The organism is Citrobacter amalonaticus (genome assembly GCF_001559075.2).
Classification (GTDB): domain Bacteria; phylum Pseudomonadota; class Gammaproteobacteria; order Enterobacterales; family Enterobacteriaceae; genus Citrobacter_A; species Citrobacter_A amalonaticus_F.
In genome coordinates this window covers 1,853,219-1,879,162 of sequence record NZ_CP014015.2, presented here as the reverse complement: position 1 = coordinate 1,879,162, position 25,944 = coordinate 1,853,219, and the positions used below count along the sequence as shown (strand labels likewise).

Annotated in this window: 25 protein-coding genes; 15 read left to right on the top strand and 10 right to left on the bottom strand. The window is 53.2% G+C overall.

Annotation, left to right across the window (positions count from 1 at the left end; all coding sequences use genetic code 11):
• Nucleotides 1-233: 233 nt before the first annotated feature.
• The 5 genes from yidA to dnaA all read right to left on the bottom strand — a co-directional run bounded on the left by yidA (nucleotide 234) and on the right by dnaA (nucleotide 7,440).
• The gene (gene yidA / locus AL479_RS09020; protein WP_061075826.1) at nucleotides 234-1,046 is read right to left on the bottom strand and encodes a sugar-phosphatase; all 813 of its coding nucleotides are present in this window, start codon (nucleotides 1,044-1,046) and stop codon (nucleotides 234-236) included.
• Between the two features lie 214 nt (nucleotides 1,047-1,260).
• Entirely contained in the window at nucleotides 1,261-3,675 is a 2,415-nt protein-coding gene (gene gyrB / locus AL479_RS09015) for a DNA topoisomerase (ATP-hydrolyzing) subunit B (RefSeq protein WP_061075825.1), read from the bottom strand.
• A gap of 28 nt (nucleotides 3,676-3,703) precedes the next feature.
• The gene (recF, locus tag AL479_RS09010) at nucleotides 3,704-4,777 is read right to left on the bottom strand and encodes a DNA replication/repair protein RecF (protein WP_061075824.1); all 1,074 of its coding nucleotides are present in this window, start codon (nucleotides 4,775-4,777) and stop codon (nucleotides 3,704-3,706) included.
• A gap of 148 nt (nucleotides 4,778-4,925) precedes the next feature.
• A complete protein-coding gene (gene dnaN / locus AL479_RS09005) occupies nucleotides 4,926-6,026 on the bottom strand; it encodes a DNA polymerase III subunit beta (RefSeq protein ID WP_042998734.1) in 1,101 nt (366 codons plus the stop codon).
• A gap of 4 nt (nucleotides 6,027-6,030) precedes the next feature.
• Nucleotides 6,031-7,440, bottom strand: a complete 1,410-nt coding sequence (gene dnaA, locus AL479_RS09000; RefSeq protein ID WP_061075823.1) for a chromosomal replication initiator protein DnaA — start codon at nucleotides 7,438-7,440, stop codon at nucleotides 6,031-6,033.
• A gap of 297 nt (nucleotides 7,441-7,737) precedes the next feature.
• Here dnaA and AL479_RS24200 point away from each other — a divergent pair, with 297 nt between their 5' ends.
• The 14 genes from AL479_RS24200 to yieF all read left to right on the top strand — a co-directional run bounded on the left by AL479_RS24200 (nucleotide 7,738) and on the right by yieF (nucleotide 19,953).
• Nucleotides 7,738-7,818 (top strand): hypothetical protein, encoded by an 81-nt coding sequence (locus AL479_RS24200; protein ID WP_419762346.1) that lies wholly within the window; start codon nucleotides 7,738-7,740, stop codon nucleotides 7,816-7,818.
• Nucleotides 7,819-8,046: 228 nt separating this feature from the next.
• The gene (rpmH, locus tag AL479_RS08995) at nucleotides 8,047-8,187 is read left to right on the top strand and encodes a 50S ribosomal protein L34 (RefSeq protein ID WP_000831330.1); all 141 of its coding nucleotides are present in this window, start codon (nucleotides 8,047-8,049) and stop codon (nucleotides 8,185-8,187) included.
• Between the two features lie 16 nt (nucleotides 8,188-8,203).
• Complete coding sequence (rnpA, locus tag AL479_RS08990; protein WP_042287256.1) at nucleotides 8,204-8,563, top strand: ribonuclease P protein component; 360 nt, start codon at nucleotides 8,204-8,206, stop codon at nucleotides 8,561-8,563.
• The gene (yidD, locus tag AL479_RS08985; protein WP_001307474.1) at nucleotides 8,527-8,784 is read left to right on the top strand and encodes a membrane protein insertion efficiency factor YidD; all 258 of its coding nucleotides are present in this window, start codon (nucleotides 8,527-8,529) and stop codon (nucleotides 8,782-8,784) included. The genes rnpA and yidD overlap by 37 nt, the downstream gene beginning before the upstream one ends.
• Nucleotides 8,785-8,786: 2 nt before the next feature.
• The gene (yidC, locus tag AL479_RS08980) at nucleotides 8,787-10,433 is read left to right on the top strand and encodes a membrane protein insertase YidC (protein ID WP_061075822.1); all 1,647 of its coding nucleotides are present in this window, start codon (nucleotides 8,787-8,789) and stop codon (nucleotides 10,431-10,433) included.
• Nucleotides 10,434-10,626: 193 nt separating this feature from the next.
• Nucleotides 10,627-11,991, top strand: coding sequence for a tRNA uridine-5-carboxymethylaminomethyl(34) synthesis GTPase MnmE (gene mnmE, locus AL479_RS08975; protein ID WP_042998736.1), 1,365 nt, complete (start codon nucleotides 10,627-10,629; stop codon nucleotides 11,989-11,991).
• A 67-nt stretch (nucleotides 11,992-12,058) separates the two neighbouring features.
• The gene (locus AL479_RS08970) at nucleotides 12,059-12,988 is read left to right on the top strand and encodes a PEP phosphonomutase (protein ID WP_105291739.1); all 930 of its coding nucleotides are present in this window, start codon (nucleotides 12,059-12,061) and stop codon (nucleotides 12,986-12,988) included.
• Between the two features lie 124 nt (nucleotides 12,989-13,112).
• On the top strand, nucleotides 13,113-13,214 hold the full coding sequence (gene tnaC / locus AL479_RS24195) for a tryptophanase leader peptide (protein WP_071887608.1): 102 nt from the start codon (nucleotides 13,113-13,115) through the stop codon (nucleotides 13,212-13,214).
• A 243-nt stretch (nucleotides 13,215-13,457) separates the two neighbouring features.
• Complete coding sequence (gene tnaA, locus AL479_RS08960) at nucleotides 13,458-14,873, top strand: tryptophanase (RefSeq protein ID WP_061075821.1); 1,416 nt, start codon at nucleotides 13,458-13,460, stop codon at nucleotides 14,871-14,873.
• A gap of 111 nt (nucleotides 14,874-14,984) precedes the next feature.
• Complete coding sequence (tnaB, locus tag AL479_RS08955) at nucleotides 14,985-16,235, top strand: low affinity tryptophan permease TnaB (RefSeq protein ID WP_061075820.1); 1,251 nt, start codon at nucleotides 14,985-14,987, stop codon at nucleotides 16,233-16,235.
• Nucleotides 16,236-16,373: 138 nt separating this feature from the next.
• On the top strand, nucleotides 16,374-17,528 hold the full coding sequence (locus AL479_RS08950; protein WP_061075819.1) for an MFS transporter: 1,155 nt from the start codon (nucleotides 16,374-16,376) through the stop codon (nucleotides 17,526-17,528).
• A complete protein-coding gene (yidZ, locus tag AL479_RS08945; protein ID WP_061075818.1) occupies nucleotides 17,521-18,480 on the top strand; it encodes an HTH-type transcriptional regulator YidZ in 960 nt (319 codons plus the stop codon). Before AL479_RS08950 ends, yidZ begins: the two co-directional genes overlap by 8 nt.
• A gap of 146 nt (nucleotides 18,481-18,626) precedes the next feature.
• Complete coding sequence (locus tag AL479_RS08940) at nucleotides 18,627-19,376, top strand: 4'-phosphopantetheinyl transferase family protein (RefSeq protein WP_061075817.1); 750 nt, start codon at nucleotides 18,627-18,629, stop codon at nucleotides 19,374-19,376.
• Nucleotides 19,377-19,386: 10 nt separating this feature from the next.
• Nucleotides 19,387-19,953: a class I chromate reductase YieF gene (gene yieF, locus AL479_RS08935; RefSeq protein ID WP_061075816.1), complete on the top strand. Its 567-nt coding sequence runs from the start codon at nucleotides 19,387-19,389 to the stop codon at nucleotides 19,951-19,953.
• A gap of 60 nt (nucleotides 19,954-20,013) precedes the next feature.
• Here yieF and adeP read toward each other — a convergent pair whose 3' ends face one another.
• Nucleotides 20,014-21,351: an adenine permease AdeP gene (adeP, locus tag AL479_RS08930; protein ID WP_061075815.1), complete on the bottom strand. Its 1,338-nt coding sequence runs from the start codon at nucleotides 21,349-21,351 to the stop codon at nucleotides 20,014-20,016.
• 166 nt (nucleotides 21,352-21,517) lie between these two features.
• On the opposite strand from adeP, the gene yieH reads away from it, so the two are divergent.
• The gene (gene yieH, locus AL479_RS08925; RefSeq protein ID WP_042998745.1) at nucleotides 21,518-22,183 is read left to right on the top strand and encodes a 6-phosphogluconate phosphatase; all 666 of its coding nucleotides are present in this window, start codon (nucleotides 21,518-21,520) and stop codon (nucleotides 22,181-22,183) included.
• An 84-nt stretch (nucleotides 22,184-22,267) separates the two neighbouring features.
• On the opposite strand, the gene phoU is transcribed toward yieH, so the two are convergent.
• The 4 genes from phoU to pstC all read right to left on the bottom strand — a co-directional run bounded on the left by phoU (nucleotide 22,268) and on the right by pstC (nucleotide 25,774).
• The gene (gene phoU, locus AL479_RS08920; protein ID WP_042998746.1) at nucleotides 22,268-22,993 is read right to left on the bottom strand and encodes a phosphate signaling complex protein PhoU; all 726 of its coding nucleotides are present in this window, start codon (nucleotides 22,991-22,993) and stop codon (nucleotides 22,268-22,270) included.
• Between the two features lie 24 nt (nucleotides 22,994-23,017).
• Complete coding sequence (gene pstB / locus AL479_RS08915; RefSeq protein WP_042998747.1) at nucleotides 23,018-23,791, bottom strand: phosphate ABC transporter ATP-binding protein PstB; 774 nt, start codon at nucleotides 23,789-23,791, stop codon at nucleotides 23,018-23,020.
• Between the two features lie 133 nt (nucleotides 23,792-23,924).
• Nucleotides 23,925-24,815 carry a phosphate ABC transporter permease PstA gene (pstA, locus tag AL479_RS08910; protein WP_061075814.1) on the bottom strand — a complete coding sequence of 297 codons (891 nt, stop codon included), beginning with the start codon at nucleotides 24,813-24,815 and terminating at the stop codon, nucleotides 23,925-23,927.
• A complete protein-coding gene (pstC, locus tag AL479_RS08905) occupies nucleotides 24,815-25,774 on the bottom strand; it encodes a phosphate ABC transporter permease PstC (RefSeq protein WP_061075813.1) in 960 nt (319 codons plus the stop codon). Before pstC ends, pstA begins: the two co-directional genes overlap by 1 nt.
• Nucleotides 25,775-25,944 lie beyond the last annotated feature (170 nt).

The following is a 25,944-nucleotide window of genomic DNA, read 5'->3' as shown; positions in this document are numbered from 1 at the left end:
CTCTGGATGGTCCTCTCTACTTTACCGTTATCGCTGAAATTCGCCTCACTTTTGTAGTACTAACGTGATGTCATTCGCCGTTGCCTTGCGCATAATGTAGTACAACACAATTATGTTGTACTACAATTTAGATCACAAAAACGACAATCGGTAATAAAAATGTTATGAGGAGTAAACTGCGGGGATAAAAAAACCCGCGATCAACGCGGGTCATGGCAAACCATCCAGAGGAATTACTTCAGGACGTGCTGCTCAATGGCATACGCAACGCCATCTTCCAGATTTGATTTGGTGACAAAGTTGGCAATCTCTTTCACCGAGGGGATGGCGTTATCCATCGCCACCCCAAGCCCGGCATACTCGATCATCGCAATGTCATTTTCCTGATCGCCAATCGCCATAATCTCTTCCGGTTTGATACCCAGCGCATCAGCCAGTGATTTCACACCCGTGCCTTTATTGACGCGTTTATCGAGGATTTCGAGGAAGTACGGCGCACTTTTCAGCACGGTATACTTCTCTTTCACTTCCGCCGGAATGCGGGCGATGGCCTGATCGAGGATCGCGGGCTCATCAATCATCATCACTTTCAGGAACTGGGTTTTCGGATCCATCTTTTCCGCTTCGCAGAACACCAGAGGAATGGTCGCGACATAGGATTCATGTACGGTGTAGTAGCTGATATCACGGTTTGCGGTATACAGCGTAGTACGATCCAGCGCGTGGAAGTGCGAGCCGACCTCGCGGGAGAGTTTTTCCAGATAGCGGTAATCGTCATAGCTCAGCGCGGTTTGTGCGACAGTGCTACCATCGCCCGCTTTCTGCACCAGCGCGCCGTTATAGGTAATGCAGTAGTCGCCGGGTTGTTCCATATGCAGCTCTTTCAGATAGCTGTGCACACCCGCATACGGACGACCGGTGGTCAGTACCACGTTTACCCCTTTTTCACGGGCTGCGGCAATCGCACGTTTAACCGCCGGTGAAATGGTGTGATCGGGCAGCAGAAGGGTGCCATCCATATCGATAGCAATGAGTTTGATAGCCATGAATTCCCCGCATTAAATGAGTCCTGGCTCATGCTAACGCGATTCCGCTCAAAAAACAGTAAAAGAGTCGGGGATAAAGGGGGATAGGAAGGGGAAGCACGATTCCCCTTTTGATGATCAATTGCAGGCCTGATAAGCAACGCGCCATCAGGCCAGGCACTGAATCTTGCCGGATGGCGGTGTAAAACCGCCTTATCCGGCCTACAGACAGGGATTAGATATCGATATTTGCCGCTTTCAGGGCATTCTCTTCGATAAACGCACGACGCGGTTCTACGGCGTCGCCCATCAGCGTGGTGAACAACTGGTCAGCAGCAATCGCATCCTTCACGGTCACGCGCAGCATACGACGGCTTTCCGGATCCATGGTGGTTTCCCACAGCTGATCCGGGTTCATCTCGCCCAGACCTTTATAACGCTGGATCGCGAGGCCACGACGTGACTCTTTCACCAGCCAGTCCAGCGCCTGTTCGAAGCTGGCAACCGGTTGACGACGTTCACCACGTTCGATGAATGCATCTTCTTCCATCAGGCCGCGCAGTTTTTCACCCAGCGTGCAGATACGGCGGTATTCCGCACCGGTCACAAACTCGTGATCCAGTGCGTAGTCGGTGTCCACACCGTGGGTACGCACGCGAACGATCGGCTCAAACAGATTCTGTTCCGTATTGTGCTGGATATCGAACTTCCACTGGCTACCGTGCTGCTCTTTCTCGTTCAGCTCGGTAATCAGCGCGTTCACCCAACGGGTCACGGTCTGCTCGTCAGACAGATTGGCTTCAGTCAGCGTCGGCTGATACACCAGCTCTTTCAGCAGCGCTTTCGGGAAGCGACGCTCCATACGACCAATCATTTTCTGCGTGCCGTTGTACTCAGAAACCAGTTTTTCTAACGCTTCGCCAGACAGTGCCGGCGCGCTGGCGTTGGTATGCAGCGTTGCACCGTCCAGCGCGATGGAGATCTGGTACTGGTCCATCGCTTCATCGTCTTTAATGTACTGTTCCTGCTTACCTTTTTTCACTTTGTACAGCGGTGGCTGTGCGATGTAGACGTGGCCACGCTCGACAATTTCCGGCATCTGACGGTAGAAGAAGGTCAACAGCAGCGTACGGATGTGCGAGCCGTCGACGTCCGCATCGGTCATGATGATGATGCTGTGATAGCGCAGTTTGTCTGGGTTGTACTCGTCGCGGCCAATGCCGCAGCCCAGCGCGGTAATCAGTGTCGCCACTTCCTGAGAAGAGAGCATTTTGTCGAAACGCGCTTTTTCTACGTTGAGGATTTTACCCTTCAGCGGCAGAATCGCCTGGTTCTTACGGTTACGGCCCTGCTTCGCAGAACCGCCTGCAGAGTCCCCTTCCACAAGGTACAGTTCGGACAGTGCCGGGTCGCGTTCCTGACAGTCCGCCAGTTTGCCCGGCAGACCCGCCAGATCCAGCGCGCCTTTACGACGCGTCATTTCACGTGCACGACGGGCCGCTTCACGGGCACGGGCCGCATCAATAATTTTACCGACCACGATTTTGGCGTCAGACGGGTTTTCCAGCAGGTATTCGCTCAGCAGTTCGTTCATCTGCTGTTCTACCGCCGATTTCACCTCAGAGGAGACCAGTTTATCTTTGGTCTGAGAGGAGAACTTCGGATCCGGCACCTTCACGGACACCACGGCAATCAGGCCTTCACGGGCGTCATCACCGGTGGCGCTAACTTTTGCTTTTTTGCTGTAGCCTTCTTTGTCCATGTAGGCGTTCAGGGTACGGGTCATCGCCGCACGGAAGCCTGCAAGGTGTGTACCGCCGTCACGCTGCGGAATGTTGTTGGTAAAGCAGTAGATATTTTCCTGGAAACCGTCGTTCCATTGCAGCGCCACTTCCACGCCGATACCGTCTTTTTCGGTGGAGAAGTAGAAGATATTCGGGTGGATCGGCGTTTTATTCTTATTCAGATACTCAACGAACGCCCTGATACCGCCTTCATAGTGGAAATGGTCTTCTTTACCATCGCGCTTGTCTTTCAGACGAATGGAGACGCCAGAGTTCAGGAACGACAGCTCGCGCAGACGCTTCGCCAGAATTTCGTATTCGAACTCTGTCACGTTAGTGAAGGTTTCGTGGCTCGGCCAGAAACGCACCATCGTACCGGTTTTGTCGGTATCGCCAGTCACCGCCAGCGGTGCCTGTGGGACACCGTGCTCGTAGATCTGACGGTGGATTTTGTTATCGCGCTGGATAACCAGTTCCAGTTTCTGCGACAGGGCGTTCACTACGGAGACACCCACGCCATGCAGACCGCCGGACACTTTATAGGAGTTATCGTCGAATTTACCGCCTGCGTGCAGAACGGTCATGATCACTTCCGCCGCCGACACGCCCTCTTCCGGGTGAATACCGGTTGGGATGCCACGACCGTCATCCGTTACGGAGACGGAGTTATCGGCATGGATAGTGACCACGATGTCTTTACAGTGACCCGCGAGCGCTTCGTCGATAGCGTTATCTACCACCTCGAATACCATGTGGTGCAGACCGGTGCCGTCATCCGTATCGCCGATATACATACCCGGGCGCTTACGCACCGCATCCAGTCCTTTCAGGACTTTGATACTGGAGGAGTCATAAGAATTCGACATCAACGTTTCTCGCTCATTTAAACTTGGGTTAATCCGTTATTTTACCCTTTTCCACGGTGAACATCTTCGAATTTTTGTCCGACATGTCCAGAACGTGTTCAGCGCTGATTGCGCTGACAAAGACCTGAGATTGCGTCGCTTTTAATCGACTGGCCAGCAGTCCGCGACGCGCATCATCAAGCTCTGAGGCAAAATCATCTATCAGGTAGAGACACCGCCGCCCGCTTTCACGGGTGAGGAACTCCCCTTGCGCCAGACGTAAGGCGCACATTAGCAGCTTTAACTGCCCACGCGACAAGGTATCTTCTACCGGCGCACCGTCGGCGCGAATGCGGAAATCCGCTTTATGCGGGCCGTGCGCGGTGTAAGTCAACATGCGGTCGCGTTCAAAACCGCGTTCCAGCACCTCGGCATAATCTGTCTCTTTCTCCCAGCCGCGCTGAAAAGAGAAGGAAAGAGAAAATTCAGGAAGAAACTGCTGGCAAGTATCCGCCATATCCTGTGCGATACCGGCGCTGTACTCCGCGCGCCAGGTGCTGATTTGTTCCGCCAGCGGGATCAGTTCTTTATCCCACGGACGCAGTTGCTCGTAACGACTCACCTGGCGCAGCGCCGCATTGCGCTGCTTAAGCAGACGCTTCAGGTTGCTCCAGGCGGTGAAGAATCCGGCTTCATTGTGAAAGCATCCCCAATCGAGGAACGCTCTTCTGTATTTGGGGCCGCCGTTGAGTAAAGTAAACCCCTCAGGGGTGATCAGTTGCATCGGCATCAACAGTGCCAGTTCCGCCACCTTGTGGCCGTCAGTGCCGTCGATGCGCACTTTGCTGTCACCCAGCTTATCTTTGGTTAACCCAATCGATGTCTCTCGCGCTTCGCCCTGCAACCGCCCGTGAAGCACAAACGACTCCTGCTCGTGGCGAATGACACGACCAATCTGCAAACTGCGAAACGCCCTGCCATGGCCGAGCGTATAGATAGCTTCCAGAACGCTGGTTTTACCGCTGCCGTTAGCGCCAACCAGGAAGTTAAAGCCGGGGGATAAAGCGAGATCCGCATTTTCAATATTGCGAAAATCTTTGATAAGTAAGCGCGTCAGAGACATATATCAGGCTTCTTCGTACCAGGGCGTTATCGGCGCAGCCAGTTTCAACACGGACTGCGCGCAATCCCTGGAGCGTACACGAAGTACGTGACAGGGGTGAGCACAGCCCAGGTTGAAAATGGCAAGTAAGATAGCCCGATATTTTTCACTACAGTCTCATTGGCATAACGACGTAAGCCGCACTCTGCGACGCCGCATCTTCAATTTGTACGCTCGAGACGGAGTCGGTCAGCATGATGCGCACGTTTTCGCACTTCAGCGCATTCAGGACATCTAACACGTAGCTGACGTTAAAGCCGATCTCCATTTCAGTCCCCGGATAGGTGACGTCCAGAATCTCTTCGGCTTCTTCCTGTTCCGGGTTGTTCGCGGTGATCTTGAGCTGATTTTCACTCACATACAGACGCACGCCGCGGAATTTCTCGTTCGACAGGATCGCCGCGCGGGCAAAAGCCTGCTTGAGGATATCGCAGCCAGCTTCCAGATGTTTATCCGGATTCTTCGGCAGTACGCGACGGTAATCCGGGAAACGACCATCCACCAGCTTAGAAGTAAAGATAAAGTCGCCAACGTGCGCGCGGATGTTGTTGCTGCCAATCTGCACGCGCAGCGGGTTATCGCCGCCGTCGAGCATACGCATCAGTTCAATCACACCTTTACGCGGCACGATCACCGAATGGTTGGGCAGCGACTGACCAACAGGCATAGAGCAAACCGCCAGACGGTGACCATCGGTCGCCACGGTACGCAACTCTTCACCTTCAGTCTCAAACAGCATGCCGTTTAAGTAGTAACGCACGTCCTGATGCGCCATGGAGAACTGCGTGGCTTCAATCAGACGCTTCATCGTCGCCTGCGGTAGGGTGAATTCTACCTCGCTCTGCCAGTCATCCAGATTCGGGAAGTCGGCGGCAGGTAGCGTGGACAGCGAAAAACGGCTGCGGCCCGAACGTACCAGCATGCGATCGCCTTCGAGTTGGACGGCGATTTCCGCCCCTTCCGGTAGGCCACGGCAGATATCAAAGAACTTCCGCGCCGGGACGGTGGTGGCGCCAGGCTCATGCGGCTGAATCAACGCAACGCGGGCCACCATTTCCATTTCAAGATCGGTACCCGTCAGCGAAAGCGCACCGTCAGCCACCTGCAGCAACAGGTTGCCAAGAATAGGCAGCGTAGGACGACCACCCAGCGGGCCGCTGACCTGCTGAAGCGGCTTTAATAAATGTTCACGTTCAACGGTAAATTTCATAGCGTCACGAAGATAATGTTCTGATTAAGTTTGAGAAATCTTCTTTAATATCATGGCTTTCTTCACGCAACTGCTCAATCTTACGGCAGGCATGAAGCACCGTAGTGTGGTCGCGCCCACCAAACGCGTCGCCAATTTCCGGCAGACTGTGGTTAGTGAGCTCTTTCGCCAGCGCCATGGCCATCTGACGCGGACGCGCTACCGAGCGAGAACGACGCTTGGACAGCAAATCCGCAATTTTAATTTTGTAATACTCCGCCACCGTCTTCTGAATATTGTCGATGGTGACCAGTTTTTCCTGCAACGCCAGCAGATCGCGCAGCGCTTCGCGAACGAAGTCGATGGTAATCGCCCGACCGGTAAAGTTGGCGTTGGCAATCACACGGTTCAGCGCCCCTTCCAGCTCACGCACGTTAGAGCGTAGACGCTTGGCAATAAAGAAGGCCACTTCGCCCGGCAGACGAATGTCATTTTCGTCGGCCTTTTTCATCAGGATCGCCACGCGAGTTTCCAGTTCTGGCGGTTCGATCGCCACCGTCAGCCCCCAACCGAAGCGGGATTTCAGACGATCCTCAACGCCGTTGATCTCTTTTGGATAACGATCCGAGGTCAAAATGATCTGCTGATTACCTTCAAGAAGGGCGTTAAAGGTGTGGAAAAACTCTTCCTGGGATCGTTCTTTATTAGCAAAGAACTGGATGTCATCGATGAGGAGGGCGTCGACGGAACGATAATAGCGTTTAAACTCTTCGATCGCGTTGTTTTGCAGGGCTTTTACCATGTCCTGTACAAAACGTTCGGAGTGCATATACACCACTTTGGCATTAGGCTTGCGCGCCATAATACCGTTCCCCACCGCGTGCAGCAGGTGGGTTTTACCCAGACCGGTGCCGCCATAAAGGAACAGCGGGTTATAGGCGCCGCCAGGATTGTCCGCCACCTGACGCGCCGCCGCGCGGGCCAACTGGTTGGATTTACCTTCAACGAAGTTATCAAACGTGTGTTTGACGTTAACGTTAGAGCGATAGGTCGGTTCTGCAGGCGCAGGCACATTGTCCCAGCCCGGACGCGCCGCGACAGGCGCCGCGCGCTGGGGCTGAACCTGGTGCGCCACCTGAGCCGGTGCGGCGACATTGTTGTTCACGGGCGTCTTCAGCGTCTGGCTGACGGGCTTCGTCCCGACCTCAAAACGCAGCTGCGGGGCATCCGCACCGCAGAAGTTATTCAGCAGCCCATTGATATTGTTAAGGTACTTGTCTCTTACCCAATCGAGCACAAAACGGTTTGGCGCATACAAAGCCAGCGTGTTATCGCTCAGTTCCGCCTGCAAAGGGCGTATCCACATACTGAATTCTGTGGCTGGTAACTCATCCTGCAATCGGGCAAGACACTGCTGCCAAAGCGAAAGTGACACGGCGGACTCCACTCGAACAAAAGTCGATAAATGACAAAGGCTGAAACATTCATGATTGTTGACGCACGTCGGCTAGACCCTATGCAAAGGGTGACGTGCGAATTGCTATCTGCAATTTTAACCCGATCAGGATCCTTTGAAACGATCGGGACCGCGGATCATAGCGTAAACTGAGCAAGAGATCTTCTGTTTCTCACAGATTCTTCCCGATTTATCCACAGGCCTTCACAGGACCGGATAAGTGTAAACGATCCTGGAGAAGTGCTGCACGATTTCGCCCGCATATTGGAAAAATTAATGAGTAAAGACGCTATACTGCTAAAACGATCTCATAAAGATCCCGAGCGATCCTTGCGCTTTGTCCATCAGGCCGTATAATCTTTCCCCCGTCGCGCGATGCCCGTAACACGGCGTCAACGCTGCCTGTTTTTCACGCGAAAAGGTGCGGAAAAAGGCAGGGATTTAAGCAAAGAGAATTGACTCCGGAGTGTACAATTATTACAATCCGGCCTCTTTAATCACCCACGACTTGGGCGTCCGTCATTCGAAACTCGTTCGGGCTCTCGTAAATGTCATGAATTTATTCAAGTTTAGGTAGAAATCGCCATGAAACGCACTTTTCAACCGTCTGTACTGAAGCGCAACCGTTCTCACGGCTTCCGTGCTCGTATGGCTACTAAAAATGGTCGTCAGGTTCTGGCACGTCGTCGTGCTAAAGGCCGCGCTCGTCTGACCGTTTCCAAGTAATAAAGCTAACCCCTGAGTGGTTAAGCTCGCATTTCCCAGGGAGTTACGTTTGTTAACTCCCAATCATTTCACATTCGTCTTCCAGCAGCCACAACGGGCTGGCACGCCGCAAATCACCATCCTCGGCCGCCTGAATTCGCTGGGGCATCCCCGTATCGGTCTTACTGTCGCCAAGAAAAACGTTCGACGCGCTCATGAACGCAATCGGATTAAACGTCTGACGCGTGAAAGCTTTCGTCTGCGTCAACACGAATTGCCAGCAATGGACTTCGTGGTGGTGGCGAAAAAAGGGGTTGCCGACCTCGATAACCGTGCTCTCTCGGAAGCGTTGGAAAAATTATGGCGCCGCCATTGTCGCCTGGCTCGCGGGTCCTGATAGCCCTTATTCGGGTCTATCAACGCCTGATCAGTCCGCTGCTTGGGCCGCATTGCCGTTTCACTCCAACGTGTTCAAGCTACGGAATTGAGGCATTGCGCAGGTTTGGAGTGATAAAAGGCAGTTGGTTGACGGTGAAACGCGTATTAAAATGCCACCCTTTACACCCTGGTGGTGACGATCCCGTCCCGCCCGGACCATTTGATACCAGAGAACACTAACGATGGATTCGCAACGCAATCTTTTAGTCATCGCTTTGCTGTTCGTGTCTTTCATGATCTGGCAAGCCTGGGAGCAGGATAAAAATCCTCAACCTCAGACCCAACAGACCACGCAGACAACGACCACCGCAGCGGGTAGCGCCGCCGACCAGGGCGTACCGGCCAGTGGCCAGGGGAAACTGATTACGGTTAAGACTGACGTGCTTGATCTGACCATCAACACCCGTGGTGGTGATGTGGAACAGGCCCTGCTGCCAGCTTATCCGAAAGAACTCGGTTCCAGCGAACCGTTCCAACTGCTGGAAACCACGCCGCAGTTTATCTATCAGGCTCAGAGCGGTCTGACTGGTCGTGACGGCCCGGATAACCCGGCTAACGGCCCACGTCCGCTGTACAATGTCGAAAAAGACGCCTTTGTACTGGCTGATGGTCAGAACGAACTGCAGATCCCGATGACCTATACGGATGCCGCGGGTAACACCTTTACTAAAACGTTTGTCCTCAAACGTGGTGAGTATGCGGTTAACGTGAACTACAGCGTGCAGAACGCCAGCGAGAAACCGTTGGAGATCTCCACCTTTGGTCAGCTGAAGCAATCCATCAATCTGCCGTCTCATCGCGACACCGGAAGCAGCAACTTCGCGCTGCATACTTTCCGTGGCGCGGCGTACTCCACGCCAGATGAGAAGTATGAAAAATACAAATTCGACACCATCGCGGATAACGAAAACCTGAACGTCAATGCGAAAGACGGTTGGGTCGCGATGCTGCAACAGTATTTTGCCACGGCATGGGTGCCACGTAACGACGGTACCAACAACTTCTATACCGCGAACCTGGGTAACGGCATTGCCGCTATCGGCTATAAATCTCAGCCGGTACTGGTTCAGCCAGGCCAGTCTGGCGCGATGACCAGCACCCTGTGGGTTGGCCCGGAAATTCAGGACAAAATGGCGGCCGTTGCACCGCACCTGGATCTGACCGTGGATTACGGTTGGTTGTGGTTCATCTCTCAGCCGCTGTTCAAATTGCTGAAATGGATCCATAGCTTCGTCGGTAACTGGGGCTTCTCCATTATCATCATCACCTTTATCGTTCGTGGCATCATGTACCCGCTGACCAAAGCGCAGTACACCTCCATGGCGAAGATGCGTATGCTGCAGCCGAAGATTCAGGCTATGCGTGAACGTCTGGGCGATGACAAACAGCGTCAGAGCCAGGAAATGATGGCCCTGTACAAAGCGGAGAAGGTTAACCCGCTGGGCGGCTGCTTCCCGCTGATTATCCAGATGCCTATCTTCCTGGCGTTGTATTACATGCTGATGGGCTCCGTCGAACTGCGTCATGCGCCGTTTGCCCTGTGGATCCATGACTTGTCTGCACAGGACCCGTACTACATCCTGCCGATCCTGATGGGCGTAACGATGTTCTTCATCCAGAAGATGTCGCCGACCACCGTGACTGACCCGATGCAGCAGAAGATTATGACCTTTATGCCGGTCATCTTCACGGTGTTCTTCCTGTGGTTCCCGTCAGGTCTGGTGCTGTACTATATCGTCAGCAACCTGGTCACCATTATTCAGCAGCAGCTGATTTACCGTGGTCTGGAGAAGCGTGGTCTGCATAGCCGCGAGAAGAAAAAGTCCTGATACTCTTCATTCTTCAAGCCGCAGTCGCGTTGGCTGCGTTTGCTTGCCCCAGTCACTTACTTCAGTAAGCTCCTGGGGCTCACAAACTTGCCGCCTTCCTGCAACTTGAATTATTTCGAGTATTCACGGTAAAGTTAATGCCAGAGAAGGCGGTCATTAGACCGCCTTTTTTACATTTACGAAGAGACATATCATGAGCCATAACGACACTATCGTCGCCCAGGCAACCCCACCGGGACGCGGTGGTGTAGGTATTCTGCGAATCTCCGGCCTGAAGGCGCGTGAGGTAGCCGAAGCCGTTCTGGGCAAACTGCCCAAACCCCGTTACGCCGACTATCTGCCGTTTAAAGATGCCGACGGTACCGCGCTGGACCAGGGGATCGCCTTGTGGTTTCCCGGCCCTAACTCGTTTACCGGCGAGGATGTACTGGAGCTACAGGGACACGGCGGCCCGGTCATTCTCGACCTGCTGTTAAAACGCATCCTGACGCTGCCTGGCCTGCGCATTGCCCGCCCCGGCGAGTTCTCCGAGCGCGCGTTTCTCAATGATAAACTCGACTTAGCCCAGGCCGAAGCCATTGCCGACCTGATTGATGCCAGCTCTGAACAGGCGGCTCGTTCAGCGTTGAACTCATTGCAGGGGGCGTTTTCCACCCGCGTAAACCATCTGGTGGAAGCACTCACTCACCTGCGCATCTACGTAGAAGCGGCCATCGACTTTCCGGATGAAGAGATCGACTTCCTGTCCGATGGTAAAATTGAAGCGCAGTTAAATGGCGTGATTGCCGATCTCGATGCCGTTCGCGCTGAAGCGCGTCAGGGCAGCCTGTTGCGTGAAGGGATGAAGGTGGTCATTGCCGGACGCCCTAACGCCGGTAAATCAAGCCTCCTGAACGCCCTGGCGGGTCGTGAAGCGGCCATTGTCACCGATATCGCCGGTACCACGCGCGACGTGCTGCGTGAGCACATCCATATCGATGGTATGCCGCTGCACATTATCGATACCGCCGGTCTGCGTGAGGCCAGCGATGAAGTGGAACGTATCGGTATCGAACGGGCCTGGCAGGAAATTGAGCAAGCGGATCGCGTGCTGTTTATGGTCGATGGCACCACCACGGATGCCGTTGACCCGGCTGACATCTGGCCGGACTTTATCGCCCGTTTACCGTCAAAACTGCCGATTACCGTGGTGCGAAACAAAGCGGATATCACCGGCGAGCCGCTGGGCATCAGCGAGGTGAATGGTCACTCACTGGTTCGTCTTTCGGCGCGCACCGGTGAAGGCGTGGATGTACTGCGTAACCATCTCAAGCAGAGCATGGGGTTTGATACCAACATGGAAGGCGGCTTCCTGGCCCGTCGTCGTCACCTACAGGCGCTGGCCGACGCCGCTGAGCATCTCCAGCAGGGCAAGGCCCAACTGTTAGGTGCGTGGGCCGGTGAGCTACTGGCTGAAGAGCTCCGTCTGGCGCAGCAAAGCTTAAGCGAGATCACCGGTGAGTTTACCTCCGACGATCTGCTGGGGCGAATTTTCTCCAGCTTCTGTATCGGTAAGTAATCCCGTAGCTCCGGATTTACCAACGGTTAATTCGGAGCTTTATCGTTTTATAAGAGGGTCTCTTTTTATGGAACATAAACGTTTACTTGACTGTAGTGCTTCTGATTTCGTGTGCATGGACAAAACCGCGCTGCTGTACGCAATCCGCGCCAGTGAAGGCCGCGTCCTGGTCAGTGAAACTATCGCCATTACCCAACCACTGCTCAATAACGTCACTAATGCCGAACTTGCCGCGTCGCAGGGGGCGGACATTCTGCTGATCAACATGTTCGATAGTGAAGCCCCCCTAATCCAGGGAATGCCTGCCGGTACCGCACCGGATCAGACGTTGCATGAACTGCAGCGCCTGACCGGGCGCATCATCGGCGTCAACCTGGAGGCCGTCGATCCTGAATTTGCCATTGCGCATGATGACCTCTGGAAGATGAAGCCAGGCCGTGCCGCAACCGCAGAGAATGCTCGCAAACTGGTAGACATGGGAGCGAAGATCCTGGTACTGACGGGAAATCCCAACAACGGCGTCAGCAATCACTCTCTGGGAAAAGCAGTGAAAACGATCCGTGAAGCCGTTGGCGATAAGGCCATTATCATCACCGGTAAAATGCACGGCGCAGGCATTGTCCGGGAGAGCGGCAGCGCGATTATCAGCGAAAGTGACGTCGCTGCCTTTGCCGATCAGGGCGCAGATATCGTGCTCATTCCAGCGCCGGGCACTGTACCGGGTATGAGTCAGCAAAAAGTAGAGTCGCTGATCGCGTGTGCGCACACGCATGGCGCGCTGGCAATGACGGCAATCGGCACCTCTCAAGAGGGCGCAGACGTCAGTACCATTCGCCAGATAGCCCTGATGAGTAAAATGGCAGGGGCGGATCTCCATCATATTGGCGATACCGGCTATATGGGGATGGCGTTGCCGGAAAATATACTGGCCTACAGCGTGGCGATTCGTGGCGTCAGACATACTTATACACGTATCGCGCGTTCGGTAAATCGCTAGCGTTATATTGTATTTTCTATTTTATTGAATGATCCTTAATTAATTAAATGTTAATTTAACTGTGATAACAATCACAGTTAAATTATTCTCTCATAGACAAATATTTTCATTGCCATAATGTAGCATGGTGTCTAAAGAGGATAACTCAATCATGATTATCTTAAATACATACATCATTTCAAAATGGTTTAATGTTGACAATAAAATTGTCAATCATCACCCTTAAGTTTCCCTGCCTTTATTTTGCCAGAGCATAGGCTATTCGTAGCCTGTTCATTTGGCACATCTCAAACATAGCTCAATTCCTCATTGTGGTTGCATATCGCAACGCCACGTATGCCTGTTCGTTTTTTTAAACGAAAATACAGTCATGGCTGGAATAAATGAGGGATGAATTATGCCGGGTATATTTATATCCGCGTGCAGACGTATTGAGTCAATACAGTCAAATAAATTAAAGGATTATGTCATGGATAACTTTAAACATTTACCAGAACCCTTCCGTATTCGTGTTATTGAACCGGTAAAACGTACAACGAGAGAACATCGGAATAACGCAATCATTAAATCCGGGATGAACCCTTTCCTGCTGGATAGTGAAGATGTCTTTATTGATCTGCTGACCGACAGCGGTACTGGCGCAGTGACACAGAACATGCAAGCAGCCATGCTGCGCGGGGATGAGGCCTATAGCGGCAGTCGCAGTTATTACGCGCTTTCTGAAGCAGTGAAAAACATTTTTGGTTATCAATATACTATTCCAACGCACCAGGGTCGCGGTGCAGAACAAATTTATATTCCGGTACTCATCAAAAAACGTGAGCAGGAAAAAGGGTTAGACAGAAGTAAGATGGCAGTTTTCTCCAACTACTTCTTCGATACCACCCAGGGACACAGCCAAATCAACGGCTGTGCCGTGCGTAACGTATACATCAAAGAGGCATTTGATACTGGTGTTCGTTATGACTTTAAGGGAAATTTCGATCTCGATGGATTAGAGCGCGGCATTCAGGAAGTCGGTGCAAACAACGTACCGTATATTGTGGCGACCATTACCAGTAACTCTGCAGGTGGGCAACCGGTTTCATTAGCTAACCTGAAGGCCATGTATAACATCGCCAAAAAATATGACATTCCGGTGGTAATGGACTCCGCACGCTTTGCCGAGAATGCTTATTTTATCCAGAAACGCGAAGCAGAATACCGGGACTGGAGCATCGAAGACATTACCCGCGAGACTTACAAATATGCCGATATGTTGGCAATGTCCGCGAAAAAAGATGCGATGGTGCCAATGGGCGGCTTATTGTGCATTAAAGACGACACCTATTTTGACGTCTATACCGAGTGCAGAACCCTGTGCGTCGTACAGGAAGGCTTCCCGACATACGGTGGTCTGGAAGGCGGGGCAATGGAGCGTCTTGCGGTGGGTCTGGTCGATGGTATGAACCAGGACTGGCTGGCCTATCGTATTACGCAGGTGCAATATTTAGTCGATGGCCTCGAAGCGATTGGCGTCACTTGCCAACAAGCCGGCGGCCACGCGGCATTTGTGGATGCCGGTAAATTATTGCCGCACATTCCGGCAGAACAGTTCCCGGCCCAGGCTCTCGCTTGCGAACTCTATAAAGTGGCCGGTATCCGGGCCGTTGAGATTGGTTCATTCTTATTAGGCAGAGATCCTAAAACCGGTAAGCAATTACCTTGCCCGGCCGAGCTTCTGCGTTTAACCATCCCAAGGGCAACGTATACCCAATCTCATATGGATTTCATTATTGAAGCCTTTGAGCATGTCAAAGAAAACGCGGTGAATATTAAAGGATTGACCTTCACCTATGAACCGAAAGTATTACGTCACTTCACCGCTAAACTGAAAGAAGTTTAATTATAAGCATCAGGGGGGTTATACGATGTAACCCCCCCAGCGATAAATCCACTTCCTTTATATTGTTGCATAATTAAAACCTTATAGGTTCACTATAATTAATGAGGCATCATGGAAGAAAATTCGAATGCTAAACACTCCTCCTTTTGGGGGATTATGGTCATAGCCGGCACGGTGATTGGTGGGGGGATGTTTGCTCTACCCGTTGATTTGTCCGGTGCGTGGTTTTTCTGGGGGGCGTTTATCTTAATAATCGCCTGGTTTTCAATGTTGCATTCCGGACTCTTGTTATTAGAGGCAAATTTAAATTACCCCATCGGATCCAGTTTTAATACCATCACAAAAGATCTTATTGGCAACAAATGGAACATTGTGAGTGGATTTACGGTCGCCTTTGTTCTCTATATTCTCACATATGCCTATATTTCTGCTAATGGCGCCATCATTAGCGAAACGATCTCCATGAACATGGGATATCGCGTTAACCCCCGAATTGTCGGAATCTGTACTGCCATTTTTGTCGCCAGCGTGCTGTGGATCAGTTCACTGGCAGCTAGTCGAATTACCTCCCTGTTCCTCGGGATTAAAATCATCTCTTTTATTATCGTTTTTGGATCGTTTTTCTTTCAGGTCGATTTTTCAATATTGCGCGATACAGCAGGTCAGGCCCAAAACAACGCCTCCTACTTCCCCTATATTTTTATGGCACTACCGGTATGCCTGGCCTCATTTGGTTTTCACGGAAACATTCCCAGCCTGATCATCTGCTATGGCAAGAGAAAAGATAAATTAATAAAAAGCATTGTCTTTGGTTCTCTGCTGGCGCTGGTGATTTATCTGTTCTGGTTGTATTGCACCATGGGTAATATTTCACGAGAAAGCTTCAGTGACATCATCGCCTCAGGCGGTAATGTTGATTCATTAGTAAAATCATTCCTCGGCACCAGGCAAACCGGAATCATCGAATTTTGTCTGCTGGTTTTTTCAAACCTGGCCGTTGCCAGCTCCTTTTTTGGCGTGACTCTGGGGCTATTTGATTATCTTGCGGATCTGTTCAAATTCGACAACTCGGCGGTGGGACGTTTTAAAACCGTCTTGTTGACCTTCCTGCCCCCGGCGCTTTTATACTTAATCTTCCCGAACGGTTTTATCTATGGCATCGGCGGTGCAGGGCTGTGCGCAACGATATGGGCCGTGATTATCCCTGCAGTACTGGCCCTGAAAGCCCGCCAGAAGTTCCCCAATAAAATGTTTACCGTCTGGGGCGGAGTCATTATCCCGACTATCGTGATCCTGTTCGGCGTAGCGGTTATTGTTTGCTGGTTCGGCAACGTCTTCAACCTGTTACCCCGATTCAGTTAAATTGCTGTGCCACCTGGCTGACATGCCGCCTCATTCAGGGCGGCATGTCCTTTCAGGAAATCACTGTTGTCCAAATGGCAATTCGCCTTCTCTCACATCGCCCCGTATTCTTAGCGCCACGCTTATCGTGAGGACGCTATGATCCGCTTTCTACTCTGCAGTTTTGCCCTTGTTTTACTCTATCCCGCCGGCATCGATATGTATCTGGTGGGTTTACCGCGCATCGCGGCCGATCTCAACGCCAGCGAAGCGCAACTGCATATTGCCTTCTCTGTCTATCTGGCCGGGATGGCTTTCGCCATGCTGTTTGCCGGACGCGTTGCCGACCGCTCCGGACGCAAGCCTGTTGCCCTTGTGGGGGCCGTCATCTTCATTATCGCCTCCACGCTGTGCTCACAGGCAACCAGCGGTACGCTGTTCCTTTGCGGACGTTTCCTGCAGGGTGTTGGCGCCGGTGGCTGCTACGTCGTCGCCTTCGCCATCCTGCGCGATACGCTGAACGATCGCCTGCGGGCAAAAGTACTGTCATTGCTAAACGGCATCACCTGTATCGTTCCGGTACTGGCACCGGTCCTCGGACATCTGATCATGCTACGCTTTCCGTGGCAAAGTCTGTTCTACACTATGATCGCCATGGGCGTCACGGTGGGGCTGCTGTCGCTGTTCATTCTGAAAGAGACGCGTCCGACCGCGCACACCACCTCTCCTTCGCCGCAGGGGAACGAGTCGCTGGTAAACCGTTTTTTCCTCAGCAGGCTGGCGATAACGACCCTTAGCGTGTCGGTGATCCTCACCTTTGTGAATACATCGCCGGTGCTATTGATGGAGGTTATGGGCTTTGAGCGCGGTGAATATGCCACCATCATGGCGATGACGGCAGGTGTCAGCATGGTGGTCTCTTTTTCTACACCGTTCGCGCTGAGCATTTTTAAACCACGCACCCTGATGTTCACCTCACAAGCGCTCTTTCTGACCGCCGGTGTTGTGCTTAGCCTTGCCGGTTCCAGCACGGTGACGCTGTTTGGTCTGACGCTGATTTGTGCCGGATTTTCCGTCGGCTTTGGTGTGGCGATGAGCCAGGCGCTGGGGCCATTTTCACTGCGCGCGGGGGTAGCCAGTTCAACGCTGGGCATTGCGCAGGTCTGCGGGTCGTCGCTGTGGATTTGGCTGGCAGCGGTGCTGGGCATCAATGCGCTGAATATGCTGATCGGGATCCTGATTGGCTGTAGCATGGTGAGTCTGTTACTGATTATGCTCGTCGCGCCCAACAGGCCCGTTTCCGACCATGAATAAATCCATCACCAGTCTCGATCTTAATTTGATGCTATGCCTGCAGCTTCTGATGCAAGAGCGCAGCGTAACCAAAACGGCCAAGCGGATGAACGTGACGCCCTCGGCGGTGAGCAAGTCGCTGTCGAAGCTCAGAGCGTGGTTTGACGACCCTCTGTTCGTAAACACGCCGCTCGGCCTGTCGCCAACGCCGCTGATGCTCAGTATGGAGCAAAATCTGGCGGACTGGATGCAAATGGGCAATCAGCTGCTGGATAAGCCACATCACGAGACGCCACGCGGCCTGAAGTTTGAACTGGTTGCCGAATCTCCGCTGATGATGATTATGTTCAATGCGCTGTCGCAGAAGATCTATCAACGCGACCCGCAGGCGACGATCAAAGTGCGCCGTTGGGATTACGACTCCCTGGATGCCATCACCCGTGGCGAGGTGGATATCGGGTTTACCGGGCGCGAAAGCCATCCGCGTTCGCGGGAATTATTGAGCCTGCTGCCGCTGTCGATTGATTTTGAGGTGCTGTTCAGCGATTTACCGTGGGTATGGCTGCGTGAAGATCATCCTGCGCTACAGGAAGAGTGGAATCTGGAGACGTTTCTGCGCTACCCACACATCAGCATTTGTTGGGAACAGAGCGATACCTGGGCGCTGGATGATGTGTTGCAGGAGATGGGCCTGAAACGCAATATCGCGATGAGTCTGCCTGGATTCGAGCAGTCCCTGTTTATGGCCGCGCAACCGGAACACGCGCTGCTGGCAACCGCTCCACACTATTGCCACCGCTATAACCAGCTCCACCATCTGCCTCTTGTCGCCCGTCCTTTGCCGTTTGATGCCGCGCAGCGGGAAAAACTGCTGGTGCCGTTTACCCTGCTTTGGCACAAGCGCAACAGTCATAATCCAAAAATCGTCTGGTTAAGAGAGACCATCAAATCCCTGTATAGCGACTTGTCCTGACGCAAAAACAGCCAATACGCGCCAGGAAATGTAAATGCGCGTAAGGGAGGCTGATTCAGTCGTACTTTTTGGCTATTTACTCTGTCTATAAACCGAGTAAATGTTACTCTCGTCATTATCAACGACCATTAATCATGGAGAGAAAAATGGCGACCCATTTTGCCAGAGGGATCCTGACGGAAGGACACCTGATTTCGATGCGCCTCCCGTCATCCTGCCATCATGAAGCACGAAGACTCCCCACACATCGCCAGACCCGTTTTCTGGCATCCCGAGGACTTCTCGCCGAGCTGATGTTTATGCTGTATGGCACGCTCGAGTTACCGGAAATCGTATACAAAGCCAAAGGCAAACCGGCATTTCGCGATAAAAATTTGCCCAGTTTTTCCATCGCCTATGCCGGTAATATGGTCGGTGTGGCGCTGACAACCGAAGGGGAATGCGGACTGGATATGGAACTCCAGCGTGCCACCCGAGGATTTATCAGCCCCCATACCGCCGAAGTCCCGACCTTCTCCAGCAATGAAAGTTTGTGGATCAGCAAGCAAAACGATCCGGATGAAGCGCGCGCGCAGATGATCACCTTACGCCAGAGCGTCCTGAAACTGACGGGTGACGTCCGCAATGACGATCCGCGTGAACTGCAACTGCTGCCGGTCTCCGGGCGTCTGAAATGTGCCCATGTCGCTCAGATTGAGGCTATTTGCGATGCCGAAGACCTGCTGGTATGGTCGGTTGCGGTTACGCCAGCCATTGATAAACTTCAACTTTGGGAGTTTGATGTTAAGCAGGGCTGGAAAAGCCTGCCAGATATCCAGACCCGCGCGAATGCGTCGACGGGTCGTCTGATGCGATTCGCGCAATTATCTGCCGCGACGTCTTATACGCACAACTGATGGAGTTACCATGTCTGAAACGTTGAATGTTGTTACGTTACTGGGAAGCCTGCGCAAAGGTTCGTTTAACGGTATGGTTGCCCGTACGCTGCCGAAAATCGCTCCGGCGGGTATGGAAGTCAGTGCGTTACCGTCTATCGGTGATATCCCGCTTTATGATGCTGACGTACAGCAGGAAGAGGGGTTTCCGGCAAGCGTCGAAGCGCTGGCTGAGCAGATCCGCCAGGCCGATGGCGTAGTTATCGTTACGCCGGAATACAACTATTCGGTGCCGGGTGGTCTGAAGAACGCCATCGACTGGCTGTCACGCCTGCCCGATCAGCCGCTTTCCGGCAAACCGGTGCTCATCCAGACCAGCTCGATGGGCGCGATTGGCGGCGCACGCTGCCAGTATCATCTGCGTCAGATCCTGGTCTTCCTGGATGCGATGGTCATGAACAAGCCGGAATTTATGGGCGGCGTGATTCAGAACAAAGTAGACCCGCAGACGGGTGAAGTGATTGACCAGAGTACGCTGGACCATCTGACCGGCCAGCTCACCGCGTTTGGCGACTACATCCAGCGCGTGAAGGCGTAAGCCAGAAACAAAAAACCCGGTAAGCATCACGCTACCGGGTTTTTTTATGTCCTGACGGACTTAGTGCGCGTCGATAAACACAATCTTCAGTACAAACAGCAGCGCCACAACGACCACGCACGGACTCAGGTCACGCAGACGACCGGTACCGATTTTCATCACGCAGTAAGAGATAAAGCCCAGCGCGATCCCTTCGGTAATCGAGAAGCTGAACGGCATCATCACGGCAGTGATAAACGCCGGTACGGATTCGGTGAGATCATCCCACTTCACGCGCGCCAGACTGGAAGTCATTAACACGCCGACGTAAATCAGCGCGCCTGCCGCCGCATAGCCTGGCACCATTCCCGCCAACGGCGACAGGAAGATCACCAGCAGGAACAGCAGACCAACCACCACGGCGGTCAGGCCGGTACGCCCCCCGACAGAAACGCCGGAAGAGGACTCGATATAAGCAGTGACGGAAGACGTACCGATAAATGCCCCGGTCACAGAGGAGACGCTATCGACAAACAGCGCCTGCTTCATGCGCGGGAACTTCCCTTTTTCATCCGCCAGACCGGCTTTATCAGTTACGCCGATCAATGTGCCAGAGGAGTCAAACAGGTTAACCAGCATGAAGGAGAAAATCACGCCTGCCAGACCAATGTTAAACGACCCGGCCAGATCGACATGCCCAATCACCGACGAGACGCTCGGCGGCGCAGAGACAATGCCGTTATAATGCACATCACCCAGCATCCAGCCCAACAGCGTCGTGACGATGATGGATACCAGCACGGCGGCGTGAATATTACGTGACGCCAGGATAGCGATGATAAAGAAACCGAGCACGCCCAGCAGGACGCTATGAGAGGTCAGATTACCAATGCTGACCAGCGTTTCCGGATTCGCGACGATGACGCCCGCGTTTTTCAGACCCATCATGCCGATGAATAAACCGATACCGCTGGTGATCCCCACGCGCAGACTGACCGGGATATTGGCAATCATCCAGTAACGCACGCGGAAAATAGTCAGCAGCAGCAGACCGACGGCGCCCCAGAAAATCGCCCCCATACCGACCTGCCACGGCAGGCCCATCGCGCCAACCACAACGAAGGCAAAGAACGCATTCAGCCCCATCGCGGGCGCCAGCGCCACCGGCAGGTTAGCGAACAGCCCCATCAGAATGCTGCCGAACGCGGCAATCAGACAGGTGGTCACGAAGACGGCGCTGGTGTCCATGCCAGCAACGCCCAGAATTTGCGGGTTAACAAAAACGATGTAAACCATGGTCAGGAAGGTGGTAAAACCGGCGATCACTTCGGTTCGTGCCGTTGTGCCATGTTCGCGCAGTTTGAACACGCGTTCCAGCATCCCCTGACCAGACGTCTGGGTTGTGTGTTGTTGACTCATTATCAATTTCCAAACAAGGAGGGAAAATTCGTCGCTATCCTATACCAAAATGCGACAATAGGGGGTGATTGTGCGATGTTTTTTTCATTGATTTTGCTTATACGGCAACGATTGCGTTGCACAATCAGGCAGTACGTAAACGTTAAACTAGTGAAAAGGGAAAGGCATGTCCGGAATTGAAGCGGTATTTTTTGACTGTGACGGTACGCTGGTCGACAGTGAAGTGATCTGTTCCCGCGCGTACGTCGCAATGTTCCAGGAATTCGGTATCACCCTCGATCTCGAAGAAACTTTTAAACGCTTTAAGGGCGTAAAACTCTACGAAATCATTGATATCATTAATGAGGAGCATGGGGTGACGTTGGCCAAAGCCGACTTAGAACCTGTCTACCGCGCCGAGGTCGCACGCCTGTTCGACTCAGAACTGGAAGTGATCCCTGGCGCGAATACACTGCTGGACAGCATGACGGTGCCGATGTGCGTGGTCTCTAACGGTCCGGTCAGCAAAATGCAGCACTCACTGGGTAAACTGGGCATGCTGCATCATTTTCCGGACAAACTGTACAGCGGTTACGATATTCAACGCTGGAAACCCGATCCGGCGCTGATGTTCCACGCGGCAAAAGCGATGAACGTCAACGCGCAGAACTGTATTCTGGTAGATGACTCTTCTGCTGGCGCACAGTCGGGGATTGATGCGGGAATGGAAGTGTTCTACTTCTGTGCCGATCCGCACAACAAACCTATCGAACATCCCAAAGTGACGACCTTTACCGATCTGGCGCAGTTGCCGGCGTTGTGGAAAGCACGCGGATGGAATATTACGCGGTAATTTTTTGTAGGCCCGGTAAGCTTGCGCCACCGGGCAACTGCCGGATGGCGCTGACGCTTATCCGGCCTACTTATTACGTTTTTATCACTCTTTCGGATCTTTGCCCGCCAGCAGCTTATCCAGCTCATCGCCGCCCACGTGACGGAAATCCTGACCCTTCACGAAGTAGAAGATGTATTCACAGATATTCTGGCAGCGGTCGCCGATACGCTCGATAGAGCGCGCGCAGAATAACGCGGTCAGCACGCTGGGAATCGTACGCGAATCTTCCATCATATAGGTCATCAACTGACGCACGATCCCTTCGTATTCCTGGTCCACTTTCTTGTCTTCACGGTAGATACGCACCGCTTCGTCCAGATCCATCCGCGCAAACGCATCCAGCACGTCGTGCAGCATCTGTATGGTGTGACGACCCAGAGACTCCAGGCTCACCAGCAGCGGCTGATGTTGCTGGGAGAACTTCTCCAGCGCGGTACGACAGATTTTATCCGCCACGTCGCCAATACGTTCCAGCTCGGCGATAGTTTTGATGATCGCCATCACCAGACGCAGATCGCTCGCCGTCGGCTGGCGCTTGGCGATGATGCGAACACAGGCTTCATCAATCGCCACTTCCATCATATTGACGTGCTTATCGCCATCAACAACGCGTTTCGCCAGCTCGCTGTCCTGATTGTGCATCGCGGTGATGGCATCAGAAAGCTGCTGCTCGACCATGCCACCCATCGTCATTACCTGAGTGCGGATGCTTTCCAGTTCGGCGTTGAACTGACCGGAAATGTGTTTATTAAGGTTTAAATTGTCCATCATTTCTCCAGATGCCCGGGCATATCAACCGTAGCGGCCAGTAATGTAATCTTCGGTTTGTTTCTTCGCGGGCTTGGTGAACAGGTCGTCCGTGTTGCTGAACTCAATCAACTCGCCCAGGTACATAAACGCCGTATGGTCGGAACAACGCGCAGCCTGCTGCATGTTATGGGTCACGATCACCACGGTGTAATCCTGTTTCAGCTCGGTAATCAGCTCTTCGATACGACCGGTTGAGATCGGATCCAGTGCTGAGCACGGCTCATCCAGCAGCAAAACTTCCGGGCGAATGGCGATACCTCGCGCGATGCACAGACGCTGCTGCTGACCACCGGAGAGAGAGTATCCGCTCTGGTGCAATTTATCTTTAGTTTCATTCCACAGTGCGGCCTTGGTCAACGCCCACTGTACGCGCTCGTCCATATCCGCCCGGGACAGCTTCTCGAACAGACGCACGCCAAAGGCGATGTTGTCGTAGATAGACATCGGGAACGGCGTCGGCTTCTGGAACACCATCCCGACTTTGGCACGCAGCAGGGCGATATCCTGGGTATTGGTGAGAATATTGTCACCATCGAGCAGGATTTCACCTTCCGCACGCTGTTCCGGGTAGAGTTCAAACATCTTGTTGAACGTACGCAGCAGCGTCGATTTACCGCAGCCAGAAGGCCCGATGAATGCCGTTACCTGGTTCTTTGCAATATCCAGGTTGATGTTCTTCAGGGCATGGAATTTGCCGTAGTAGAAGTTCAAATCACGAACCTGAATCTTACCCGGAGCAGTATCAACCATACTCATTTCAATCTCTTCCTCATTCGGCGTCGCATCCGCCACGCCGTAAATTTTGCCTGATGGCGCGCAGCTTTCAGGCCTACAAAAGGTACAACCGTAGGCCGGATAAGGCGATTACGCCGCCATCCGGCAAGTCGTCTTAACCGTGTTTACTCTTGGCGAAAATAACGCGCGCCAGAATGTTCAGCAGCAATACGCACAGCGTGATAATCAGCACCCCGGCCCACGCCAGTTGCTGCCATTCCGCAAACGGGCTCATCGCAAATTTAAAGATGGTGACCGGCAGGTTGGCGATCGGCTGCATCATGTCGGTACTCCAGAACTGATTGGAGAGCGCGGTAAACAGCAGCGGAGCGGTTTCACCCGCGATACGCGCAATCGCCAGCAGGATACCGGTCATGATCCCGGAGACCGACGCTTTCAGCGTAATCGCGGAGATCATTTTCCACTTCGGCGTCCCCAGCGCATAAGCCGCTTCACGCAGACTGTCTGGCACCAGCTTCAACATGTTCTCGGTGGTTCGAATCACAATAGGCACCTGCAGCAGCGCCAGCGCAATCACGCCCGCCCAGCCGGAGAAGTGCTCCATCTGCGCCACCACGATGGTGTACACGAACAGACCAACCACGATAGACGGGGCGGAAAGCAGAATGTCATTGATGAAGCGAATCACTTCCGCCAGCCAGGATTTGCGGCCATATTCCGCCAGATAAATCCCGGCCATGATGCCCAGCGGCGTACCAAACACGGTTGCCCAGAGGATCAACAGACCACTGCCTGCCAGGGCGTTCGCCAGACCGCCACCCGCCGTGTTCGGCGGCGGCGTCATTTCGGTGAACAGCGCCAGTGACATCCCGTCGATACCGCGGGTAATGGTGGACATCAGGATCCAGACGAGCCAGAACAAACCAAACGCCATCGTCGCCATAGAGAGCGTCAGCGCGATGCGGTTTTTCATCCGGCGCTTAGCCTGCATTTTGCGGCGTGATTCCGCCAGTTCTGCGCTGGTTTGCATTTCAAGCGTTGCCATTAGCGTGCCCCCTCGTTCTTCGCAAGGCGCAAAATCATAAACTTAGACGCTGCCAGCACGATGAAGGTAATCACAAACAGAATCAGACCCAGCTCCATCAACGCGGCAACATGCAGGCCAGATTCCGCTTCTGCAAATTCATTCGCCAGCGCCGAGGTGATGCTGTTACCCGGCATATACAGCGATGCGCTGTCGAGCTGGTAGGTGTTGCCGATGATGAAGGTCACCGCCATCGTTTCACCCAGTGCACGTCCCAGACCCAGCATGATGCCGCCAATCACCCCATTTTTGGTGAACGGCAACACGATGCGCCAGATCACTTCCCAGGTGGTGCAGCCGATACCGTAGGCAGACTCTTTCATCATCACCGGCGTCTGTTCAAATACATCACGCATTACGGCTGCAATGTAAGGGATGATCATGATGGCGAGGATCACGCCTGCCGCCAGAATACCGATACCAAACGCCGGGCCGGAGAACAGTGCGCCAACAAACGGAATGTTGGAAAGGACATTCCCGACCGGTTCCTGGAAATAAGTGGCAAACAGCGGGGCAAAGATAAACAGGCCCCACATGCCGTAGACGATACTCGGGATAGCCGCCAGCAGTTCAATCGCGATCCCCAGCGGGCGACGCAGCCAGCCAGGCGCGAGTTCGGTCAGAAACAGGGCAATGCCGAAGCTCACCGGAACGGCGATCAGCAGTGCGATAAAAGAGGTGACCAGCGTACCGTAGATCGGTACCAGCGCTCCGTAGATGTCGTTTGGCGCGTCCCAGTCTTTGGTCCACAGGAAGGAGAAACCAAATTTCTCAATGCTGGGCCAGGAGGAGATGATCAGAGAGACAATAATGCCACCCAACATCAATAGCACAATCAGCGCAGCCAGTTTTACCAGCGCGCTGAAGATTTTGTCACCCTTTTTACCCGGTGGGTTAAAAGCAGGCTTGGTTGCAGCCATAAGTCACTCTTTAAGTTTGGGCCAGGAAGCGCGCATTTTATCGCGCTTCCTGGCTAACGTAATGCCATACCCTAAATAATTCGAGTTGCAGCAAGGCGGCAAGCTTGTGAATCCCCAGGAGCATAGATTCACTATGTGACTGGGGTGAACAAACGCAGCCAACACAGCTG

Coding starts and splice junctions, on each gene's coding strand:
- yidD (WP_001307474.1), top strand. CDS start 8,527: ATGGCGCCGCCATTGTCGCCTGGCTCGCGGGTCCTGATAGCCCTTATT.
- mnmE (WP_042998736.1), top strand. CDS start 10,627: ATGAGCCATAACGACACTATCGTCGCCCAGGCAACCCCACCGGGACGC.
- AL479_RS08940 (WP_061075817.1), top strand. CDS start 18,627: ATGGCGACCCATTTTGCCAGAGGGATCCTGACGGAAGGACACCTGATT.
- rpmH (WP_000831330.1), top strand. CDS start 8,047: ATGAAACGCACTTTTCAACCGTCTGTACTGAAGCGCAACCGTTCTCAC.
- AL479_RS08970 (WP_105291739.1), top strand. CDS start 12,059: ATGGAACATAAACGTTTACTTGACTGTAGTGCTTCTGATTTCGTGTGC.
- AL479_RS24200 (WP_419762346.1), top strand. CDS start 7,738: ATGAGTAAAGACGCTATACTGCTAAAACGATCTCATAAAGATCCCGAG.
- recF (WP_061075824.1), bottom strand. CDS start 4,777: ATGTCTCTGACGCGCTTACTTATCAAAGATTTTCGCAATATTGAAAAT.
- gyrB (WP_061075825.1), bottom strand. CDS start 3,675: ATGTCGAATTCTTATGACTCCTCCAGTATCAAAGTCCTGAAAGGACTG.
- pstA (WP_061075814.1), bottom strand. CDS start 24,815: ATGGCAACGCTTGAAATGCAAACCAGCGCAGAACTGGCGGAATCACGC.
- phoU (WP_042998746.1), bottom strand. CDS start 22,993: ATGGACAATTTAAACCTTAATAAACACATTTCCGGTCAGTTCAACGCC.
- tnaA (WP_061075821.1), top strand. CDS start 13,458: ATGGATAACTTTAAACATTTACCAGAACCCTTCCGTATTCGTGTTATT.
- dnaN (WP_042998734.1), bottom strand. CDS start 6,026: ATGAAATTTACCGTTGAACGTGAACATTTATTAAAGCCGCTTCAGCAG.
- pstB (WP_042998747.1), bottom strand. CDS start 23,791: ATGAGTATGGTTGATACTGCTCCGGGTAAGATTCAGGTTCGTGATTTG.
- yidA (WP_061075826.1), bottom strand. CDS start 1,046: ATGGCTATCAAACTCATTGCTATCGATATGGATGGCACCCTTCTGCTG.
- yieH (WP_042998745.1), top strand. CDS start 21,518: ATGTCCGGAATTGAAGCGGTATTTTTTGACTGTGACGGTACGCTGGTC.
- pstC (WP_061075813.1), bottom strand. CDS start 25,774: ATGGCTGCAACCAAGCCTGCTTTTAACCCACCGGGTAAAAAGGGTGAC.
- yidC (WP_061075822.1), top strand. CDS start 8,787: ATGGATTCGCAACGCAATCTTTTAGTCATCGCTTTGCTGTTCGTGTCT.
- adeP (WP_061075815.1), bottom strand. CDS start 21,351: ATGAGTCAACAACACACAACCCAGACGTCTGGTCAGGGGATGCTGGAA.
- tnaC (WP_071887608.1), top strand. CDS start 13,113: ATGGTGTCTAAAGAGGATAACTCAATCATGATTATCTTAAATACATAC.
- tnaB (WP_061075820.1), top strand. CDS start 14,985: ATGGAAGAAAATTCGAATGCTAAACACTCCTCCTTTTGGGGGATTATG.
- yieF (WP_061075816.1), top strand. CDS start 19,387: ATGTCTGAAACGTTGAATGTTGTTACGTTACTGGGAAGCCTGCGCAAA.
- AL479_RS08950 (WP_061075819.1), top strand. CDS start 16,374: ATGATCCGCTTTCTACTCTGCAGTTTTGCCCTTGTTTTACTCTATCCC.
- yidZ (WP_061075818.1), top strand. CDS start 17,521: ATGAATAAATCCATCACCAGTCTCGATCTTAATTTGATGCTATGCCTG.